Annotated in this window: 17 protein-coding genes; 7 read left to right on the top strand and 10 right to left on the bottom strand. The window is 61.4% G+C overall.

All coding sequences use genetic code 11. The features are described 5' to 3' along the window. Window positions 1-55 precede the first annotated feature (55 nt). Complete coding sequence (locus tag IEY62_RS10170) at window positions 56-1054, bottom strand: substrate-binding domain-containing protein (RefSeq protein WP_189016919.1); 999 nt, start codon at window positions 1052-1054, stop codon at window positions 56-58. A 180-nt stretch (window positions 1055-1234) separates the two neighbouring features. On the opposite strand from IEY62_RS10170, the gene IEY62_RS10165 reads away from it, so the two are divergent. The 3 genes from IEY62_RS10165 (at window position 1235) to IEY62_RS10155 (ending at window position 3257) form a co-directional block, all read left to right on the top strand. Then, entirely contained in the window at window positions 1235-2095 is an 861-nt protein-coding gene (locus IEY62_RS10165) for a sugar phosphate isomerase/epimerase family protein (RefSeq protein WP_189016917.1), read from the top strand. Beyond that, window positions 2080-2343: a hypothetical protein gene (locus IEY62_RS10160; RefSeq protein WP_189016915.1), complete on the top strand. Its 264-nt coding sequence runs from the start codon at window positions 2080-2082 to the stop codon at window positions 2341-2343. Before IEY62_RS10165 ends, IEY62_RS10160 begins: the two co-directional genes overlap by 16 nt. A gap of 407 nt (window positions 2344-2750) precedes the next feature. After that, window positions 2751-3257: a hypothetical protein gene (locus IEY62_RS10155; protein WP_189016913.1), complete on the top strand. Its 507-nt coding sequence runs from the start codon at window positions 2751-2753 to the stop codon at window positions 3255-3257. Window positions 3258-3433: 176 nt separating this feature from the next. On the opposite strand, the gene IEY62_RS10150 is transcribed toward IEY62_RS10155, so the two are convergent. From IEY62_RS10150 to IEY62_RS10130, 5 genes are all read right to left on the bottom strand, one after another. Further along, window positions 3434-4249, bottom strand: a complete 816-nt coding sequence (locus tag IEY62_RS10150; protein ID WP_189016911.1) for a slipin family protein — start codon at window positions 4247-4249, stop codon at window positions 3434-3436. A 148-nt stretch (window positions 4250-4397) separates the two neighbouring features. After that, window positions 4398-4655, bottom strand: a complete 258-nt coding sequence (locus tag IEY62_RS10145; RefSeq protein WP_189016909.1) for a hypothetical protein — start codon at window positions 4653-4655, stop codon at window positions 4398-4400. A gap of 46 nt (window positions 4656-4701) precedes the next feature. After that, window positions 4702-7377 (bottom strand): magnesium-translocating P-type ATPase, encoded by a 2676-nt coding sequence (gene mgtA, locus IEY62_RS10140; protein WP_189016906.1) that lies wholly within the window; start codon window positions 7375-7377, stop codon window positions 4702-4704. Window positions 7378-7416: 39 nt separating this feature from the next. Next, window positions 7417-9834, bottom strand: a complete 2418-nt coding sequence (locus IEY62_RS10135; protein ID WP_189016903.1) for a phosphoketolase family protein — start codon at window positions 9832-9834, stop codon at window positions 7417-7419. A 7-nt stretch (window positions 9835-9841) separates the two neighbouring features. Beyond that, complete coding sequence (locus tag IEY62_RS10130; protein WP_189016900.1) at window positions 9842-10993, bottom strand: acetate/propionate family kinase; 1152 nt, start codon at window positions 10991-10993, stop codon at window positions 9842-9844. Between the two features lie 162 nt (window positions 10994-11155). Between IEY62_RS10130 and IEY62_RS10125 the strand changes: the two genes are divergently transcribed. After that, window positions 11156-11983 (top strand): universal stress protein, encoded by an 828-nt coding sequence (locus IEY62_RS10125; RefSeq protein WP_189016897.1) that lies wholly within the window; start codon window positions 11156-11158, stop codon window positions 11981-11983. Here the strand turns inward: IEY62_RS10125 and IEY62_RS10120 are convergent. Then, window positions 11977-12474: a pyridoxamine 5'-phosphate oxidase family protein gene (locus IEY62_RS10120; RefSeq protein WP_189016894.1), complete on the bottom strand. Its 498-nt coding sequence runs from the start codon at window positions 12472-12474 to the stop codon at window positions 11977-11979. The genes IEY62_RS10125 and IEY62_RS10120 overlap by 7 nt on opposite strands. Window positions 12475-12609: 135 nt before the next feature. Between IEY62_RS10120 and IEY62_RS10115 the strand changes: the two genes are divergently transcribed. After that, on the top strand, window positions 12610-15210 hold the full coding sequence (locus tag IEY62_RS10115) for a cation-translocating P-type ATPase (RefSeq protein WP_189016891.1): 2601 nt from the start codon (window positions 12610-12612) through the stop codon (window positions 15208-15210). 67 nt (window positions 15211-15277) lie between these two features. After that, window positions 15278-15736 (top strand): universal stress protein, encoded by a 459-nt coding sequence (locus IEY62_RS10110; RefSeq protein ID WP_189016888.1) that lies wholly within the window; start codon window positions 15278-15280, stop codon window positions 15734-15736. Here IEY62_RS10110 and pta read toward each other — a convergent pair. Next, complete coding sequence (gene pta, locus IEY62_RS10105) at window positions 15733-17808, bottom strand: phosphate acetyltransferase (RefSeq protein ID WP_189016885.1); 2076 nt, start codon at window positions 17806-17808, stop codon at window positions 15733-15735. The genes IEY62_RS10110 and pta overlap by 4 nt on opposite strands. A gap of 184 nt (window positions 17809-17992) precedes the next feature. Between pta and IEY62_RS10100 the strand changes: the two genes are divergently transcribed. Then, window positions 17993-18415: a pyridoxamine 5'-phosphate oxidase family protein gene (locus tag IEY62_RS10100; protein WP_189016882.1), complete on the top strand. Its 423-nt coding sequence runs from the start codon at window positions 17993-17995 to the stop codon at window positions 18413-18415. On the opposite strand, the gene IEY62_RS10095 is transcribed toward IEY62_RS10100, so the two are convergent. Further along, complete coding sequence (locus IEY62_RS10095) at window positions 18354-20306, bottom strand: heavy metal translocating P-type ATPase (protein WP_229785192.1); 1953 nt, start codon at window positions 20304-20306, stop codon at window positions 18354-18356. The two genes, IEY62_RS10100 and IEY62_RS10095, sit on opposite strands and share 62 nt — an antisense overlap. Then, a complete protein-coding gene (locus tag IEY62_RS10090) occupies window positions 20299-21366 on the bottom strand; it encodes a zinc-dependent alcohol dehydrogenase family protein (protein WP_189016877.1) in 1068 nt (355 codons plus the stop codon). The genes IEY62_RS10095 and IEY62_RS10090 overlap by 8 nt, the downstream gene beginning before the upstream one ends. Window positions 21367-21398: the final 32 nt, after the last annotated feature.

Here is a 21398-nt window from a genome sequence, read left to right as displayed (position 1 = left end):
TTTGGCGTGGGATGCCGGGCATCTGGGGCCCGGCATCCCGACGATTTCTTCCTGCTTAGCGGATACCGGCCTGGGCGAATGCGGTGACGTCACCGGCGTTGCTCTTGTCCACCACGGCAGGACCGGTGTAAACCTGCTGTCCGCCGCCCACTTTGAAGCCGCCAACCTTGCTCAGCCAGATGGCGTCGACGCTGCCGTAGCCCTGAAGGTACGGCTGCTGGTCCACTGTGAATTCAACGCTTTCGTCTTCGATTGCCTTGGCCAGTTCGTCGTTGAGGTCGAAGGAAGCGACCTTGATTTTGCTTCCGGTCTCCTTGACCGACTTCACAATGGTGAGCGTGAAGGGAGCTCCGAGCCCGACGATGGCGTCGGCGTCCGGTGTTGACTGGAGCTTGGCGGACACCGTGGACGAAACCGAGGTCATGTCGGCGCCATTAACGTTGAGGATTTCAGTGCCCGGAACGTTTTCCTTGATCCCGGCGCAGCGGTTCTCAAGGCCTACGTGGCCCTGCTCCTGGATAACGCAGATCGGGTGCTTGACGCCCTCTTCGTCAAGCCGCTTGCCGACCGTCACTCCCGCAAGCTTGTCGCTTTGGCCAAAGTGGGTAAATGCACCCAGGGCCTTGGACTGGTCCTCGCCGGCGTTCATACTGACTACAGGGATACCGGCGTCGACCGCTCTCTTCACAACGTCTTTCAGCGCGTCCGGCTTGGCCAGCGTCACCACGATGCCGTCCACCTTCTGGTCGATCGCCTGCTGCACAAGCTGGGCCTGCCGCCCACCCTCCGCGTCTCCGCTGTAGAGAAGTTCAACATTGTCCTTCTTGGCCGCGCTTTCAGCACCCTTGCGAACGATGTCCCAGAAGGTGTCCCCTGCTGCAGCGTGGGTAATCATCGCTACCTTGATGCGGGCGGTGTCAGCTGCCTGACCGGCGGATCCACCGTCTGCTCCTGCGGCCTCAGTCTTGCCCCCATTTGCCGAACATGCCCCCAGGGCCAGCAGCGGGACAAAAGCCAGCGCAAGAGCGCCCTTTCGTAAATTGAACTTCGCCACGTGAAATCTCCTTTGATGTCGCGTATGTAGACCGTCACCCGTGCTGCTGTGCTTTGCGAACGCATGGTGGGAGGACGGAACAATCTCGATGAGAACGGATGTGATCCACCTCGCTTTGTGGAACGCTCCAACGCTAAATCAAGGCTTGACCAAATGTCAATGGAGCGTTCCAATTGAGTCATGACTTTCCCCAAGACACCACAATTGATTGCCTCCTGCTGGACCAGCGCAGGCAACGTCGCCCCGCTCAGCACTCCCGAGACCAGTCCCGTTCCCATTCAGGAACGTGTTGCATCCATGGCTTCTACCGGATGGGCGGGGTTTGGGCTCGCCCATGACGACCTCGTCGCCGTCAGGGACACCATCGGCTTCCCGCAGCTTCGGAGACTCTCCGACGACGCGGGCCTCAACCACATCGAAGTGGAACTCCTCAGCAACTGGTGGGACGACTCCCGCTCTCGAGAATGGAGGCCACATTTCGACCTTCTGCTTGACGCCGCCGAATCACTGGGTGCCAGCTTTATCAAAGTCGGCACTGCCATCGGCGATGGCCTGGAGGACTACAGCCAGTTCGTGGAGCCACTTCGGTTGCTCGCCAAGGAAGCCGCCGACCATGGAACCCGGATCGCCCTGGAACCCATGGCATTTTCCATGGTGGACTCAATCCCCCTGGCAGCCGACCTGATGCGCTCCGTGGACATGCTCGAGTGTGGGCTGGTGGTTGATTATTGGCACGTGTTCCGGCACGGCACCACACACGAAGAACTCGAGCAGAAACTCACGGTGGACCAGATCTTCGGGGTCGAGCTGAACGATGCCGACGCTGAAGTTCGCGGGACTCTGTTCGAAGACACCAGGGACCACCGTCGGCTATGTGGCGAAGGGGATCAGGACGTCACTGGCTTCATTTCTACTCTGCAGGGCATCGGTTTCAACGGCCCGTGGGGCGTTGAAATTCTCTCCGATGCCCACCGCGCCCTCCCTGTCCGCGAGGCTCTCGCCGTCGCCCACTCGACGGCGTTGTCATGCTTTCCGTACTGACAGGACATTCTCTGTCGGCCGGGAAGCGGATGCACCTCCAGTACGATTGGGGGCCGCTGTTGGGCAAGGTGATCGAAGTCCGACTAGATGACAAAGCCGTCCGCCTGGGCAGGGTTGACGGCGTCACCTCTGACGGCAGGATCCTCTGGCTCGAGGGCCACGGAGCCGAGCCGCGCCGCATGTTCGAACGTTACGAAGGCTTCACGGCATGGATCGAATACAAGTGGGAGTCAGGTGGCCCAGGGTAGGCCGCCGGCCGGAGGACTCCCGCGCACGGCGTCGGGTCCCGACGGGGTGAAGCTGCGCGTCGAGGTGCCGCTTCAGGTCTTGGCACCCCTCGAACGAGTGGGCGTGGTGTGAGGAAAGGGTCGCTACCGCTCGATTCTTGACTGTCGCCGGCATCGCCATCACTGCGGCGCTGTCCATGGCCGCGTGGTCCCCCACTCTTTGTTCGAGGCGACCATGAGGCCGGCGTTCCAGGAAGACTGTGCCACGGGACTCATTCCCGTGCCTCCTGGCTTCAAAGGACGGGCACAGCTTTCCCAAAGATGTGACACACCCGCAGGGCCAAGACTGGGTTTACGGTCACACGGCCGTCCCCTTGCGGACCCCTTCAGAATGACGGGGCGAGGGGTTACATCAGGAGGCAGCAACCATGCCAAGAATCAATAAGACTTCGGGCATCATATTGGCGGCCATAGTCGCCGTTGGTGGGATCGGAGCCGCGACGTTGCCCGCACTGGCTGATAGCGGCAGCAATTCGTCGAGTTCAGCCAGCCCGTCGGCCGGAACGGGAGCATCCTCAGGGACAGACCAGGGAGCCCGCGGGCCGCACCAGGCCAATGGCAAAACAGAGCAGGTTCTCACCGGTGACACGGCTGCCAAGGTGGAGGCCGCAGTGAAGGCAGCCCAACCGGATGCCACGATCGACCGGATGGAGACCGACGCTGACGGTGCCACCTACGAAGCACACATCACCAAGACAGATGGCACCCACGCCACTGTCCTGCTTGATGAGAACTTCACAGTGACCGGCACCGACACCCAGGCCAACGGCGGCAGAAGGGGCGGCCATGGACCGGGCGATAACGACGGCGACGCCGACGATACCGGCGGAACCACCACCTCACCCAGCCCCAGCGCCACAGGTTCCGCGTCATAGCTCTCCTGCATTTATGGCTGGTACTTCAGCGGAGGAACGGACGGAGGCAAGGAGGAAACCTTGGGTGCCGCCCTTCTCTGGGCGGCACCGCCCGTTGCCCGGCAGATCAGGCGAAGGTGAGCACGCCGCCATCCAGTACCTCGCAATAACGGGACGTGATGGCCTCACCGGAGGGGTCAGGCTGCTTTGATGGGAGGCTTGCCGTTCGAGGCCGTTGCGGCTTGGTTCTCGCGAGCAAGGAACGCCGATAGTTCGCCAATCGTGCTCATCAGCGGCGCCGGGAAGACAACCGTGGTGTTCTTATCGACCCCGATTTCAACCAGGGACTGCAGGTTGCGTAATTGCAGAGCCAAGGGGTGGGCCATCATCGTGTCCGAAGCATCCCCCAGGGCCGTCGCGGCAATAGCCTCGCCCTCAGCGGCGATGATTTTGGCCCTCTTTTCCCGTTCTGCTTCGGCCTGGCGGGCCATGGCCCGCTTCATGCTTTCGGGTAGCTGGATGTCTTTGAGTTCCACCAAGGTCACTTCAACTCCCCAGTCGATGGTCAGCACGTCGAGGATTTCACGGATGTCAACGTTGATCCGCTCAGTCTCCGACAGAGTCTGGTCCAGAGTGTGCCGGCCTACGACCTTCCGAAGCGTCGTCTGCGCAATCTGGTCTATGGCAGAGGCCACGTTTTCAATGGCCACCACCGACTTCACGGCGTCAACCACCCGATAGTACGCCACGGCGGAAACGTCCACGCTGACGTTGTCCTGGGTGATGATGCCTTGAGACTGGATGGGCATGGTCACTATGCGCAGACTTACCAGCGGCAGCCGGTCAACCACCGGGATGATCAACTGCAGGCCCGGCTCCCTGACACCAACAACTCTGCCTAGCCGGAAAAGCACACCCTTTTCGTATTGACGCACAATACGGATCGACAATTTCGCGGCGATAAGCAGCAGCACCAGAACAATGGCAATAACGACAGTAGTGGTGGGGTCCATCAGGATCCCCTCCTAAGGTAAACAGGACGTGCCGGGGCCGGACCCGGCTCCGTGGCATGTGTCCTTTATCCATTGTCCCCGCAAAGAACGCGAAAAGCACTGTTCCCGTGGCATCCCGGAACCGCGGCACGGGGATCCCTGTCTTTTGTCAAGCTTCGACGAGCTTGATCGTCTGATTCTCCCGTTGAAGGTCCTGGGACCAGTAGACCGGATCTTTAGCCATCAAAAGATATTGGGGCAGGAGTTCTCCGAAGAGGTCCGCCAGCAGGGACTTATCGTTCTCGACCGTTTGCCGGACAACATCGATGTCCAAAGGGACACCCAGCAACTGCTCTGCCGGGACAACCACTTCGTGGAAGGTGTCCTGATAGTGAAACCGGAAGGAATACTCAACAGCGACGTGCATAGGCCAACATCCCTCTCAATACCCAACAAACATACTTGGGCGATGATCACATGACAGCGGTCTTTTTTACAGGGTCAGGCAGTTTTCCGGCGGTGCTGAAGCGGGAGGCCCGTCGGCTGATGTGATGCGTTGCCCGGCGCCGAGGGATAGACATTGGGGTGGTGGGTGCCTGTTGCTTGGCCTGGGAGAAGAACCACTGTTTGGCGAACTCAACCATGGTCAGGTAGACGATCACCATACCAAGGAGGGCAAGAAAGAATCGTGCCGGCAACGGATCAAAACCGAGCCATGGCCCGATCGGCGACAGAGGCAATGCGACTCCCACTGCGACGACGCCCAGTGACGCTACGGTTAGCCCGGCCGAGGGTCTGCTGCGGAGGAAAGGTACCTTGCGGGTGCGGATGGCGAAGATGATCAGGGTCTGGGTGGCGATTGATTCGATGAACCATCCAGCCCGGAACTCACCAGGTACAGCGTTGAACACCATGAGCATCAGCGCGAAAGTCGCAAAGTCAAAGATCGAGCTGATGGGACCGAAAAGCAGCATGAAGCGTCTGATGAAGGCGATATTCCAGTGTGCAGGAGCGCGCAGTTGCTCCTTGTCGACCCGGTCGGTGGGGATGGCCAGCTGCCCGGCGTCGTAAAGCAGGTTGTTGAGCAGGATCTGGCTTGGCAGCATGGGCAGGAAGGTCAACACCGCCGAGGCGGTCGCCGCGCTGAACATGTTCCCGAAATTGCTCGATGTTCCCATCAGGACGTACTTAATGGTGTTCGCGAAGATCCGCCTCCCCTCCCCAACACCCGCGGCGAGGACACCAAGGTCTTTGTCAAGCAGGATGACATCGGCTGCGTCCTTGGCGACGTCGGTGGCGGTATCCACCGAGATGCCGATGTCGGCTTTGTGCAGGGCCAAGGCGTCGTTGACGCCGTCTCCCAGGAATCCTACGGAGCCGCCACTTTTGCGCAGCGCCGTGATGATTCGTGCTTTATGCTCCGGGGACACACGGGCAAAAATGGAAGCGGACCGTGCTGCGGCGACCAATTCATCTTCGGACATCGCATCAATGTCGGCTCCGTTGAGGGTTCCACCGGAAACAATTCCAATATCAGCGCAAACTTTCTCGGCTACTTTTGCGTTGTCGCCGGTGGCGATCTTCACTGTGATCCGTAACGACTGAAGCTGGTCAAGTGACGCTTTTACGTTTGCCTTGGGCCGGTCCAGAAAGATCAGAAAACCCGCCAGGGTGAAGTCGTGTTCATCTGCTTGAGTAATTTGTCGAAGTCCAGGGACGTTGCGGAAGGCAACCGCGACAACACGGGACCCTGCGTCAAATTGTTCATTAAGCATCTGCAGCGCCGCCTCGGTCGTCGGCCGACACAGGGCAAGGATGTCTTCGGGGGCGCCCTTGGTGATCAGCTGTTCTCCCTGTCCGGGTTCGTGGACCAGTACGGTGGTTCGCCGTCGTTCGTGGTCAAAGCTGATGAGATCCAGACGGGTAAAACGTTCAGGGGTAAGTCGGGCCGCTGGAGGGCTGGCCCAGAGGGCAGCGTCCAACGGGTTTTGTCCGGCGACGGAGTCCTTGGCCGCACTGTAGTCCGCCTCTGTCGCCAGCAGTCCCATGGTGAGTACTTGGTCCGGGGTTGTTGCCGGGGCCACCGCCAGCGGCCCGATGTAACTGATCTTGCCCTCTGTCAGAGTGCCGGTCTTATCGGTGACCAAGATGTCCATGTCGCCCAGATCCTCAATGCAGACCAGACGTTTGACGAGTACCTTCTGTTTGGCCAGCAGCCGCGTGCCAGTGGCGAGGCTGGTGCTCACGACAGCGGGGAGAAGTTGTGGCGTGATGCCCACGGCGATGGCCAGGGAAAAAAGCAGCGATTCGATGATGGGCCGTTGAAGCAGCACGTTGATACCGAAGATCAGCGTCGTCAGAGCGATGGCTACCTGCAATAAGAGGAAAGAGAAACGTCGAAGGCCGAGCTGAAACTCCGTCTGTGGCTGGCGCTCTCCTAATCCAGACGCGATTCGGCCAAACTCGGTGCCGCTTCCGATCGTCACCACCACCCCGGTGCCACTGCCGGAATGCACGACAGTGCCCATATATGCGCATGATGTCCGATCCGCCAGCCCTGAGCCATCGGGCACAGGGTTAGGATCTTTTGCCGTCGGCAGTGACTCCCCGGTAAGAATGCTCTCATCACAAAGCAGGTCGTTTGTTTTCAGCAATCGCAAGTCGGCGGGAATCATTGTTCCCAGTCCCAGCTGGACGATATCGCCGGGCACAAGGTCCGTCACGTTCACCGGCAGGATCCTGCCCTCCCGGCAGACCAGAGCCTGGTGGGTGATCTGTGAGTGCAGTGATTCCGAAGCTCGCTCGGCTTTGAATTCGTTGCTGAATCCAAGTCCCACACTGACCAGAAGGATTGCCCCGATCACAATTGAGTTGGTTGCGTCTCCCAAAAACAACGACACTGACGCGGTGACGAACAACAGGATCAGGATGGGGCTCGCGAGCTGACGGCCCAACACACCCCAGGCATTGGCCCTGTGCGATAGAACCGCATTCGGTCCCATCATCGCCGATCGGGCCGCCGATTCCTGTTCCGATAAGCCAGCCGGGCCGGAAGCCAACCGGCTCAGGACCCGTCCAGCGTCAAGACTGGAGGCTGTCGCAGTGGATACCTGGAGGAAGTACCTCTGCCTCCCGTCAGCAGCAGCCATGCCGGATCCGTCCCTTTTCGCCACACAGAGACCCACGGCTTATTGTTGCGTCCACACCCAGTCCCTGATTTCGGGAAGGTCTTCGAAGTGCTCCCGGATGTAGCGCGAATGGGCATCCAGCTGGCTCCTGCAGTGCTCCAGCAGTTGGTCTGCCCCCGCAAATTGGCCACTTGCCCGGCCTAACGCTTCCATCACCAGGTGGTAGCGGCTGACCTTGTTCAGGACCACCATGTCGAACGGTGTGGTGGTGGTGCCTTGCTCGTTGTAGCCACGGACATGGAACCGCTCAGGATGTGAACGGCCGTGCAGGAGTTGGTGCAGTGCCCTCGCATATCCGTGCCAAGCCACCACCACGTCCACGCCAGCGGTGAAGATTTCATTGAACTTTTCATCAGCCAGCCCATGTGGATGCGCCTCCGGGGGTGGCAACACCATGGCATCCATGACGTTGACTACCCGGACCGAAAGCTCCGGGACGTGCTTCTGAAGCAGCCATGCGGCCGCCAGTGTCTCCTGCGTGGGAACGTCTCCGGCACAGGCAAGGACAATGTCCGGATCCTTGCCGGCCGTCGTCGCGGAAGTTTCGTTTCCTGCCCAGTCCCATATAGAAGCGCCCGCAGCAGCATGCTCCCGCGCCTCTTCGAGCGTCAGGTACTGAGGATGCTCCTGCTTGTCAATGACCACCACATTCACATAGTCCTTGCTTCGGAGCATGTGTTCGGCGGTGACCAGCAAGGTGTTTGCATCGGGAGGGAAGTAGACGCGAATGACGGTGCCGGCCAGTGACAGAATTGTATCGATGAGGCCAGGGCCTTGATGGCTGAAACCGTTGTGATCGTTCCGCCAACAGGTGGAGGTCAGCAGGATGTTCAGGCTCGGAACCGGCTGGCGCCACTCCAGGTCCCTTGCATGTTGGAGCCACTTGGCGTGCTGGATGGTCATGGAAGCACTCACCATCGCAAACGCCTCATAACTCGCGAACAAGCCGTGCCGGCCCGTCAGTACATATCCCTCCAGCCAGCCTTGGCACAAGTGTTCGGACAGGACTTCCATGACGCGTCCGCTGGCAGAAACATGATCGTCTGCGAGCGCGGCTTCTGTGGTGGCGGCTGGTTCGAGGAGGCATCTGTCGGTGGCTTCAAAGACTGCACCGAGCCGGTTGCTGTTGGTTTCATCGGGACAGAAGAGGCGGAATCTGGGGTCATCGGCAGTATCGATGTAGATATCGCGCAGCATCTCCCCCAGCGGTTTGGTGCTCCCGTGCATCACGCCTCCGCGGGGAACAGGTTCGAGGGCGTATCGATCGAGCGATGGTATTGCCAAGTCCCCGCTTTCAACCCCCCGGCTGGCAGGAAGCGCTCCCATGCGTCGGTCGCCGTCGGGGGCGAGCGCAGTCAGTTCGGCGATAAGCCGCCCATCGGCGTCGAACAATTCTTCAGGCCGGTAGGAACGCATCCATGCTTCAAGTTGTTTTAGGTGCTCGGGGTTTTCCCTGATTGCGGCCAGCGGGACCTGGTGGGAGCGGTGGGTTCCTTCCACGGTCATTCCGTCCACGGTTACTGGCCCTGTCCATCCTTTGGGGGTGCGCAGGATGATGGCCGGCCATCGTGCGGGCCCGGTGACTCCCTCTGTGCGGGCATGGGACTGAATGGCCCGGATCGATGCGTAGGCGGAGTCCAGAGCTGATGCCAGAGCGGGGTGGACAAGGGCGGGATCGTCGCCGGAGACAATCACGGGATCCCAGCCGTGCGCTTCCAACAGCGACGCAACGGCCGTGTTCGAGCGTCTGCCCAGGACGGTGGGGCCGGAGATCTTATGGCCGTTGAGGTGAAGGATGGGAAGTACCGCCCCGTCCCTGAGAGGGTTGATGAACGAGGGCGCCTTCCAGGAGCCCTCGAGTGGACCGGTTTCGGCCTCACCATCACCGACGACGCAGGCAACGATCAGGTCCGGATTGTCCATGGCCGCACCGGTGGCATGCATCAGCGAGTAGCCCAGCTCACCGCCTTCATGAATGGATCCCGGGGTAGCCGGGCCGACGTGGCTTGCTATGCCTCCCGGCGTCGAGAACTGACGGACCAGCCTCCGGAGTCCCTCCAGGTCTTTGCCCACGGCAGGATAGACCTCCGAGTAGCTGCCCTCCAGATAGGTATTGGCGACGACGGCGGGACCTCCGTGGCCGGGACCGGCCACGAACAGAACTTCCGCACTCGTGCGACGGATGAGGCGGTTGAGGTGTGCATAGATCAGGGACAACCCGGGGCTTGTGCCCCAATGACCTAAGAGCCTGGGTTTGATGTGCTCTACTTGCAGCGGCTCTCTGAGCAGGGGGTTCTCCTGCAGATAGATCTGGGCAACTGTCAGATAGTTGGCCGCGGACCAATATCGGTGCAGGAGGTCGAAGTTCTCGACTTCCGGCTCCTTGTCGGTTGTGGTGGCGTTCTCGTCCAGGCTCATGTCGCGGTCAACCTTCCGTAGGGGCAGCGAGCAAAGCCGCCGTCGATTCTGCAATGGCGCGTTCTTCGTCACTTGGTACTACGAGCACCGGGAATGCGGAGTCCTTGGTGCTGATCTTGCGGAGGCCTTCCTGGACGGCCATGTTCAGCTCCTCATCAAGGCTGAGCGCCAGTGGTCCCAGCCAGGCGACCACCTTGTCCCTGAACAGCGCAGAGTTCTCACCCACGCCGCCGGTAAAGACCAGAGCGTCAGGCCGGCCGACCACCATGGAGTAGGCCGCGATGTACTTGGCGAGACGGTAGGCAGCCACGTCCAATGCGAGGATCGCAGCAGGTTCCCCTTGGATGGCAGCGGCGCCAATTTCACGCATGTCGGCGGTTCCGGCAAGCGCCAACAAGCCCGAGCGGTGGTTGAGCAAGTCATCAATTTCTTCGGCAGTCGCACCGCCGCGCTGCAGCAACAAGACAATCGAAGGGTCCAGGTCTCCCGAGCGTGTACCCATGACGAGTCCCTCCAATGGGGTCATTCCCATGGAAGTATCCACGCTCTTGCCACTGCTCACTGCAGTGACGGACGCACCGTTGCCGATGTGGGCGACCACCGCATTCAGAGACAAAACCGAAATCCCAAGAAACTGTGCTGTGTCACGGCAGGCCATCTCAACCGAGATTCCGTGGAAGCCGTAGCGCCGCACTGGATAGGACCGGTAGGCGTCCTCCGGAATGGCGTAACGGGCGGCGAAGTCCGGGATGGAACGGTGGAACGCCGTGTCAAAGACGGCCACTTGCGGGAGGCCGGGCCACCGTTCGGCGGCGGCATTAATGCAGGCGACACTGGCCGGGTTGTGGAGGGGTGCCAAGGGACTTAGTTCTTCAATGGCGTCTGTCACATCCGCCATGACACGCACCGGGGTGCTGAACCGCTGGCCTCCGTGGACGACGCGGTGTCCAATCGCCTCCGGGTGCACCGATCCGAGCCTCTTCATGTTTTGAACGATCTTTTCAAAGGCAGCATGCAGACTGCCGGGTGTGGAGCGGTCTTCCGGTGGCCAGTTCAACTGTCCGGAGGCAAGGATGCCGGCAGCCGGGTGGGTAACTGCTGTGTCACGGAGGTGGTACTTCAACGATGAGGAACCGGGGTTCAGCACAAGGACACGCATGATCTCCTCTCACTTCCGTGGGCAAGCTACGATCGATGGCTCTGCTGTGGACCCTAACGCACCGGGCCGCTCAGTGGGAGGGCCTTCCGGCCCTTGCGACGGCGGCTTGTCCCACCGATAGTGGAGTCCACCACAGTTGGCACTCCGAAGGGACGTCGGTTCGTGAAGAAACAGATCCTGGTTGCCCTTGACGGTTCCCGGTGGAGCGGGCATGTTGCCGACTGGGCCGCTGCCTGCGCCAGCTCCCTTGGCCTTGGCCTGACCATCGTGCATGTTGTGCCGGGCGAGTGGGCCTATCCCCAGCAGAATGATCATCAACTGGCGGTGAGGCGGGCTGATGATCTGCTTAACAGCGAAGCAGGACGCTTGGCTGTAGCCTTTCCAACGCTGCCCATTGATACGAAACGACTGTCCGGCGAACCTGCCGAAACAATCGCGGACTTGTCACCGGCCTGCTCGATGGTGGTGGTGGGCACGGACCGCGGACCCGGGACTGAAGGGCAGGGATACGGCTCGGTCAGTTTCCAGGTTGCTGTGACCAGCAAGTGCGATGTCGCCGTTGTCCCGGGGCCGGCACCCCAACAGCGTTCCGGCGTTGTGGTTGGCGTTGACGGCTCCGCTGAGTCACTCGATGCCCTGGACCAAGCGGCCAGGGAGGCTCAACGTTTGGATGATGAATTGATCATTGTTCACGCAACAGGTCCGGAGGCCCGTCTTGTCGACGACGGGAATGTCCTCAGCTCGGCTGTTCAGCGGGTCAACCAGAAGTTCCCGGCCGTCGTCGTGAAGGAAGTACTGGATACGAGCTGTGGCCCCGGAGAAGCACTGATAGTTGCGGCCAGAGAAGCGCAGCTGCTGGTCATGGGCTGCAAGGGCCGGGGAGGTCTGAGCGTGCTGCTGGGATCCGTTGCCCAGCATGTGCTCCTGCACGTGCAGTGCCCCACCATCCTCACCCGACCCCACCGGGACGTGGCGGGCGGCACCTACTGAGTTCCGGCGTCGACCCCTTCAGAAGCGTCTCGCTCAGCAGCGGATGGATCCAGCGGCGGCCACCACTTGGACGGCGGGCTGATGACGAACCGGCGACCGCTGATCTCCGTGGGCGTAACCCTGACCAAGACATCCTTGGCGCCGGGCTGCCAAGGGGACAAGCCAGCCTCCACCGCCTCCTGGATGTCTTCGGGCTGCGTGACGAATTCCGGGCTCCCCTTGAGGATGACGCTCCACGCGACGGTTCCGTATCGGTTGAAGCCATCGGCTTCCAAGGCAATGACCGCTCCTTCACGAAGGGCATCGAGTTTGGTCCCCGGTCCGGTCCTTAAGAGAACAGTTCCGTAGTTCGGGACGAAGTTCACCGGGAAGATCTCCGGTACGTCACCGTGAACGAGGGCGATCCTGCCAATGGACACCGATTGAAGGTACTTCCAGCAGTCGTGGACGCTGAGTTCCTTGGTGTCCTGATCCGTCGATGTGTTCTCCATGGCCCGAGCCTATCCCTTCCGGCTACGCACATATAGGGCAGAAGGTCCTTCCCTCAACCGTGCCCTTCGGCCCTAGACGCGGGCAGTTCCCCGGTGGAGTCTTTCATCGAACAGGCATCCCACATTGGAGAGAAGATGTCCATCGGGAACACACCTCCGGCCTCGCTGTCCGAGACCCCGGGCGCCAAGGGCCTGACTTCGCGTGTCGCCAGCGAATTGCTGCAAAGCGCCGGACCAAACATACTGCCCACCGCCAAGAAGGTCCCCCAATGGCGGAAGCTGCTGGGTGAACTGACGCACTTCTTTGCCCTGATGCTGTGGGTCGCAGCAGGACTCGCCTACGTGGCAGGGATGCCACAACTGGGCATAGCAATCATCATCGTGGTGATCGTCAACGGCGTTTTCGCCCACATTCAACAAGAACGCGCCCAACACGCTGCCGAACGATTACAAGGACTGCTCCCGGCCGACGTCACTGTCCGGCGGGATGGGCGGCTTCAGAGCGTGCATGCAAGTGCTTTGGTACCCGGAGACGTGGTGGTCCTGACCGCAGGCGACAGGTTGCCGGCAGACGTGCAATTCGTCTCGACGTCAGCATGCAGTGTGGATGAATCCATGCTCACCGGTGAGAGCGAGGCCGTACCCAAATCCGCGACGGACACAGCGTGGGGCGGCACGTTCCTGGTCAATGGCGAAGCGGAAGGGCTGGTAACAGCCACCGGGGCCAACACCAAGCTGGCTGCCATCGCAGCGCTGACCAGCGGCACCACATCTCCGCCAACTCCTTTGACCATGGAGCTGCGCAGAATAGTACGCCTGGTGGCCACAGTGGCGCTCGCCGTCGCGGGGCTGTTCTTCGTGGTCTCGCTCCTCGTCGGAATTGTGTGGCGTGATTCCTTTCTCTTTGCCATTGGGGTTGCGGTTGCGCTTATTCCCGAGGGCCTACTGCCCACTGTGACCCTGTCGCTGGCCATGGGCGCGCAGCGGATGGCTTCCCGGAACGCACTCGTCCGCAACCTCGAAGCGGTGGAGACATTGGGTTCCACTACCTTCATTTGCACCGACAAGACCGGAACGTTGACGCAAAACCGGATGAACGCCGTCGAGGTCTTCACTTTGGAGGGGCCGCTATACATCAGAGGTGAGGGCTACGAGCCCAAAGCCCTGGTGGAAGGTCCAGGACTGCCGGACGCGATCCGGGTGGCTTGTGCAGCTCGGGCCGCTTCGCAGGGACGCGCAGTGCTTCACGGCGATGAATGGGTGGCAAACGGGGATCCCATGGAGGCAGCGATCGACACTTTGGCACGACGCGTTGTGGGGAGTGAGCCAGAGGATCTCAAGCCCTCGGTACGGTTCGCCTTCGACGCCGACCGTCGAAGAGAATCGGTGATCGTGGGCAATACCCTCTACTTGAAGGGAGCCCCGGAATCCGTCCTCCCCCTCTGTGGAGCCGAAGCCGCTCATATGTCCCAAGAAGTAGAAACCATGGCTGCCAAAGGCCTGCGCGTCATTGCCGTCGCCACGAGGGAACTGCCTGGAGCAGCCGGCAGTTGGCGCAACCGGCCCGCGGACGAGGCTGAGCGGAATCTCGAAGGAATAGGCCTCATTGGCCTCCATGACCCACCCCGGCCGGACGTGGCTGATGTCATCAAAACCGCCAGGGGTGCGGGAATCCGCATTGCGATGATCACCGGCGACCACCCCTCCACAGCAGCGGCAATTGCACGGGAAATCGGGCTGCTGGGGCACCCGGACCTGGTCTTTCAAGGCGCGGACCTCCCCCACGATGAGCAAGTCCTCGGAGCCCTCCTGGACCGCGATGGAGTGGTGGTGAGCCGGGTATCCCCCGAACAGAAACTCAGAGTGGCAAAAGCCTTGCAGAGCCGCGGCCACGTTGTTGCCATGACTGGCGACGGCGTCAACGACGGTCCCGCTTTACGACAAGCTGATATCGGGGTGGCCATGGGGCTCAGCGGAACCGATGTAGCCCGTGAGGCCGCAGACCTTGTGCTCCTGGACGACCATTTCGCCACCATCGTCGCCGCCATAGAACAGGGCCGGGCCACGTATTCGAATATTCACCGGTTCCTCACGTATCACCTGACAGACAATGTCGCTGAACTCACGCCCTTCGTTATCTGGGCACTTTCCGGTGGTCAATTCCCGTTGGCCCTCGGCGTCCTCCAAATATTGGCGTTGGACATTGGAACCGATCTGCTTCCCGCGTTGGCCCTCGGGGCGGAGCCACCGGGTAAACGGGTGTTGAGCCGGCCTCCCGAGAAGAGGCATCTCCTGGATCGGCAACTCATGCTGAGGGTGTTTGTGGTGATGGGTCCGACGGAGGCGTTGTTCGCCATGTGCGCCTTCTCTGTGGTTCTCTTTGGCAGCGGGTGGAGCCGCGGAGATCCGTTGGACCCGGGAGTCCTGATGGGCGCGTCAGGGTCTGCCTTCACGGCAGTTGTCCTTGGCCAATTGGCAACCGCGTTCGCATGCCGCAGTGCGACGGCCCCTGCGTGGAAGCAGGGCTGGTCCACCAACCGTCTCTTGTTGTGGGCGGTAGGGGTGGAACTGGCGGCCTTGGCTCTGTTCCTCTACGTACCTCCCGTTGCGGGCATCCTGGGGCAGGCGCCGCCTCCCCTCTCTGGCTTTGCCGTTGCGCTCCTGGCGATTCCGGGCGTGCTGGGAGCGGACTGGCTCTACAAACGGCTGCGCCGCGGAGGCGCCCTGCCCCAGTGATGCAGTTTGCCGGATCCGTGCCCTTCGCCCCTAGTGGGGCTGCCCGGTGGAAGAGCAGGCTGGTCCCATGAATACACAATCGCGCTCTGATCGGATCGTTGTCGGCGTCGATGGATCCGAATATTCCTCCAACACCTTGCAGATGGCCGGTCGCATGGCAGCCGCCTTGGAAGGCCCCCTTGAGGTGATCACCTGTGTGGGCATGTCTGACTACTTCATGGCTTCGCGTTTCGAGCCCGAACTGACGCGGTTCACCACAGAATTGGAGAACACCGCCACGCGGCTGGTCGATGAGGCCTTGGAACGAGCCTTCGGTGCAGACCGCCCCGAGGACCTAAGCGTGACGGTCAAGTTCGGTGAACCAGCCAAGGTCCTCGTCGAGGAAAGCCGCGGCGCGCAACTGCTCGTAGTGGGTCGGCGGGGCTCCGGCGGATTCCTCAATCAGCCCATGGGATCCGTCAGCCGGGCTTGCGTGGCCCACGCGCAATGCCCCGTCCTGGTGGTCACTCAGGACGAAAAGGGCTAGTTCAACTCCTGCGCTTGGACAGCGGTGATGGCGACAGTGTTGATGATGTCTTCGATCGTCGATCCCCGGGACAGGTCGTTGATGGGTTTGCGGAGCCCCTGAAGAACAGGCCCGACGGCGACAGCACCGGAAGACTGCTCCACGGCCTTATAGGTGTTGTTGCCTGTGTTCAGGTCAGGGAAGATGAAGACCGTCGCTTTTCCCGCGACAGCAGAAGATGGCAACTTTGAACTCGCGATAGCCGCATCCACAGCGGCGTCGTACTGAATGGGCCCGTCCACAGCAAGGTCTGGCCGTCCGGCCCTGACCAGTTCTGTGGCACGCCTGACCTTGTCCACCGCCGTTCCGGCGCCGGATACGCCAGTAGAGTACGACAACATGGCCACCCTTGGCTCGACGCCGAACTGCGCCGCCGTCGCTGCCGATGCGAGTGCGATGTCCGCCAGTTGCCGGTCCGTGGGGTCCGGCACCACGGCGCAATCCCCGTACACCAGCACGCGGTCCGGAAACAGCATGAAAAACACCGAGGACACCAGTCCGTTGCCATGCTGGCTCTTCATGAACTCCAACGCGGGCCGGATCGTGTTGGCCGTGGTGTGCGCCGCACCGGAGACCATTCCGTCGGCCTCCCCCAGGTGGACCATCATGGTGCCAAAGTAGGCACCATCGAGCATGACCTCCCTGGCCCGTTCCAGGATCATGCCCTTGTGTGCCCGTAATCGCTGATACTCCACCGCGAAACGCTCACGTAATGGCGATTGGGTGGGGTCGATGATGGTGATGCCTCCCACCTCGATGCCCTCGGCGTCGGCAAGCTCCCGGACCGCCGACGGGTTCCCAAGAAGCGTCACGTGGCAAACGTCCCGGCGACGCAGAATCTCGGCTGCACGCAGCACCCGGCTATCTGTGCCCTCAGCCAGAACGATGCGCTTTTTCTGCTGGCGGGCGCGCTCCACGAGGTCATTGAGGAAGCGCAGCGGAGTCATCGTGGCCGGACGAGGAAGCGCCAAGCGTTCCAGAAGCTCTGTTTCGTCGATGGAGCGGGCCCAGATTCCCAATGCCGCGGCCACCCTGCGGCTTTCTCCCGTGTGGATTTCGCTGCGGACGTGCGACACCCGTTGAGCCGCAGTGCAGGCATCCGCAGTTTCAACGAAGACAGGAAATGGCGCATGTGCCACCAAAGGCAGCACGTAACTGTCAGGGACCAGGCCATCTGTAAGGATGACGCCGGACGGTGTGGGCAACTCAGGGGACAAAGCCCAGGCCATGCAAGCCATGACAATGTCAGTACGATCCCCGGGAACAATCACCAGGTTCCCGGGCTTGAGTACCCGCAGGAAGTTCTCCACGTTCATCGCAGCCACGTTCACGCCGTTCACGTCCCGGTCCAGCTCTGCGCTGCCCGAGAGCCGTTCGAGCGCCAATGACATGGCCACATCGGCCATGGTGGGCGCCGATATTTCAGCAACCTCGGGGATCACATAGCCCGGCAGGCTTCCTGTGGCGGTCCCAACCGCTTCCCGGGCTGCGTCGACGTCTGCCGGCTGGGCACGGTTGACCACGACGGACAAGACGGTGCTTCTGGCTGCTGCGAGCTGCCGTGACGCGTCGGCTACAGCCTGTGCGGTTTCCCGGGGACCCAGGCCTTGGGCGCCGATGACGGCAAGGACCGGCAGGCCAAGATTGGTGGCAAGCAGCGTGTTCAGCTCAAACTCAGTCCCGGCGTCCGGTCCCCTCAGGTCCGAACCGTCCACCACAACAACGTCACATTCTTCGGCGATGTGCCCGAAATCCTCGAGTACCCGGGAAACAATCTCGTCTTCGCGGCCGTCGGCCAGTGCTGCCCGGGCATCGGCCAAGGTCATTCCGCCCTTGCAGCGGGCTGGCTCCATCTTGTAAAGCCTTTGAAGCATCCGGAGTAGCGGGTCGTCGGCCGGAGCTGTTCCGTTCACGATTGGCCGGTAGAAGCCGAGACGACCTGTTCTGCGATGCAGCGCGTCAGCCAGGCCCAAGACCACAAGTGACTTCCCGGCTTCCGGTGCTACGGACAAAACGTAAACGCCTTGGACCATGGTGTATCCCTCCGGGCAAATCATCCGATGCTTCACAGGTTCCACCCCTTAGGCGCACAACACCAGAGTCGAAGGTCATGATGGCTGCTTTCGCCCTCGGGACCTTGGACTCTGTTGGCGGCAGGGAGCCAGCTTTAGGCTCGGGAACATCGAAACCAATCACCCCACGCAGGAGACATAGACCATGGAAACCGACGAACGTCCCGGAACCGTCCTATCCGAAGCCGACTCATGGAAGGTCCTGGAGCGTAACCAGCATGGTCGTTTGGCTGTCAGCGTTCTGGGCGAGCCGGACATCTACCCACTGAATTTCATCGCTCACAACCAGCGGCTGCTGTTGAGGACAAATCCGGGGACGAAGCTCGCTGAACTGACCGTTAACGAGAAGGTTGCTTTCGAAGTGGAGGAAATCGACGACGCCGAAGCCTGGAGTGTTGTCCTTAAGGGGACTGCCAGGGTGATCGAGTCGCAATCGGAGATCGACGAGGCGGACAAGCTGCCCTTGAAGCCGTGGATCCCGACCCGAAAATACACCTACGTAGAGATCACTCCCACCCGGGTCCACGGCCGCCACTTTGAACTTGGTGATGAGCCGGAACGGTACTGACGGCGTGGACGGCCGTGGATCCTACCGATGCTGCGGACCGTCCGGGGCCCAAGGCCCTGAGGGCATTGAGAATGGTGGCAAGATCCACCAGCTCCTGTAGCAGCGCCCCGGCGACTGCCGGAATCATGCCAAGCGAGGCCAACACCATCAGGCCGAGGCTCAGCAGTATGCCAGTCCAAATGCTGGTTCGCGCGATTCGAAGGGTACGCTGCCCGATGCCAACCGCGACCGCAGCCTTGGAGAGGTCATCGACCATAATCACCACGTCCGCCGACTCGCTGGCCGCAGTGGCGCCTTTGGCACCCATGGCGATGCCGACGTCGGCCGCTGCCAGTACCGGAGCGTCGTTGACGCCGTCGCCAACCATCATCACGGGCCTGAGCGGAAGCGCGGCTACGGCAGTAACTTTGTCAGCAGGCAGGCATTCGGCCATGACGTTGCTGATGCCAGCCTCCACGGCGATGTGTTGGGCTGTCGTTGCAGCGTCTCCGGTCAGGAGCATCGTTTCCACGACCCCGAGCTTTCGAAGTTCCGTCAGGGTGTCCTTCGCATTGGGGCGCAATGGATCGCTCATGATCAGAGTGCCGGCAAACCGGCCATCCACCCCGATGTAAATCCCGAGATGGCCTCCAGGCAGTGTCGTCATGTCGAAGCCGCTCACCAGGGAACTGACATAAGCAGGTTTTCCGACCACTATGTGGTGGTTTCCGCAGTCGGCCGTGACACCGTTGGTTGCATGTTCACTCGCGCTCGTTGCCGGTACCAGCGCCAGGCCGCGCGCTCGGGCTTCTGAGATGACTGAAGCAGCCAGGACGTGCGTGGAATACTGCTCAGCGGAGGCGGCCAACTGCAGCAGGGCGTCTTCGGACAGATCCGAGGCTGAGGCCACCCGGATCCCGGCCAAGGAGGGGTTGCCTTGGGTGAGGGTCCCGGTCTTGTCGAAGACGGCGGTCTTGACCCTGCTGAGTTGCTCCAGCGTCCCCGCGTTCTTGATGATGATGCCGGCATGTGCGGCCCGGCTGGTCCCCGCCAGGAATGCGACAGGTGCGGCTATCAGCAAAGGGCACGGGGTGGCTACCACCAGAACCTCAGCGAACCGTCCCGGATCCTGGCTGAAGAACCACGCAGCGCCCGCCAGCACCAAGGCCACCAAGGTGAACGGCACTGCATATTTGTCGGCAAGCCGTACCGTCGGCGCGCGGCTCGCGGCAGCTTCCTGAACCAAGGCAACTATTTGGCTGTACTGGGAATGCGCTGCGGTGGCCGTGGCCTTCATCCGCACGGCATCGGCCCCGTTGATCGAGCCGCTGAGCAGCAGTTCACCCTTGGTTCGCTCAGCAGGCAGGCTTTCGCCCGTCAGCGCTGACTCGTCAAAGATTCCGACGTCGGACAGCAAGGTACCGTCCACCGGAACCAACTCTGACGGTCTGACCAGCAGCACGTCTCCCGGGACCACGGCATCGACCAGGATATCTTCCACGGGCAGGCCAGACCGTTCCCGGTGCGCGTTCCGTGGGGACCGGTCCAGGAGTGCACGGAGCTCTTTGGTAGCGCGACCTTGGGCAAATTGTTCCAGCGCTTCGCCACCCGTCAGCATCAACACCACGATCAGGGATGCCAGGTATTCCCCCACTGCAACAGTTGAGCAAATGGCCACTACGGCCAAGAGGTCTATGCCCCAGCGTCCGTGCAGGAGCCCTTTGATCATGGTGCCGGCCCGGTAGAGGGCGACACTGAGGGCAAAAATGCTCGCCAGCCCTTGCGCTGCCGGCACGAGTCCGATGACTGCCAGGACCGCGACGGTGGCGAGCACCACCAGGCTTGCTGCCACTAATGGAAATCGCAAGGCCGAGTGCAGCAGACGTTGTGTCATGTCCGCTGGTTCAGTCATGAGGGCTTCGGCTGAGAACCACCTTCAGTGCCCCTGTTTCCGCCGCCCGCGAGAACGTGTCATAGGCATCCATGATCTGCTCAAGCCCGAAATGATGCGTTGCGAACTTGTCCGCAGGGAGCTTGTGTTGAGCCACCAGGCGAAGCAGCATCGGGGTGGTGTTGGTGTTGACCAGTCCCATGCTGATATTGATGTTTTGAATCCACAGATCCTGGAGCGGAAGTTGGACGGGCTTTCCGTGAACTCCGATGTTGGCTACGTGCCCGCCAGGGCGGACCAAGCGCAAGGCCATGTCAAAAGTCTCCGGCACTCCGACGGCTTCCATGGCCACGTCCACCCCGGCGCCATCAGTGAGGGCGAGAACGTCCGCAATCCATTCGGGGTTGCTGGGATTGACCGTGTGTGTGGCTCCGAATTCGCGGGACTTGGCCAGGCGGCCCTCGTCTGGATCTATGGCCACCACCGTTGCCGCACCATGGAGACCGGCCGTTGCCATGGCCGCGAGGCCTATCGGCCCAGCCCCTACGATGGCCACGACGTCACCCGGGGACACGTGCCCGGCCTGGACTCCGATTTCGAAGGCCGTGGGCAATATGTCGGAGAGCATCACCGCTTCGTCGTCGGTCACGCCGTGGGGCAGTTTGTGCAGGGAGTTCTCGGCATAGGGAACCCGAACGGATTCGGCCTGGGTACCGTCGATGAGGTGGCCGAAGATCCAGCCCGTTCCAGGCTGTCCTTCATCACCGAGACAATGCGAAAACAAGCCCTTCCTGCAATTGCCGCAATGCCCACATGACTTGATACAGGAGATGATGACTCTGTCCCCCCGGCGGAGTGAACTGGCTGAACTCCCAACGTCGGTAACGGTCCCCACCCCTTCGTGCCCGAGGATGCGTCCAGGCTGGACCGCAGGGACGTCACCTTTGAGGATGTGCAGATCTGTCCCGCAAATGGTGGTGGTATCGATGCGCACGATTGCGTCTGTGGGGTGCAGGATGACGGGATCCGGAACGTCCGTCCAGGATTTTTGGCCCGGGCCACCGTAGACGAGTGCCTTCATAGTGTTGATCCGTCCGTGTTGTGCCTGGCTGA

It is taken from the genome of Paenarthrobacter histidinolovorans, from assembly GCF_014647595.1.
Lineage (GTDB): Bacteria > Actinomycetota > Actinomycetes > Actinomycetales > Micrococcaceae > Arthrobacter > Arthrobacter histidinolovorans.
This window is presented reverse-complemented; position numbering and strand designations above follow the sequence as displayed.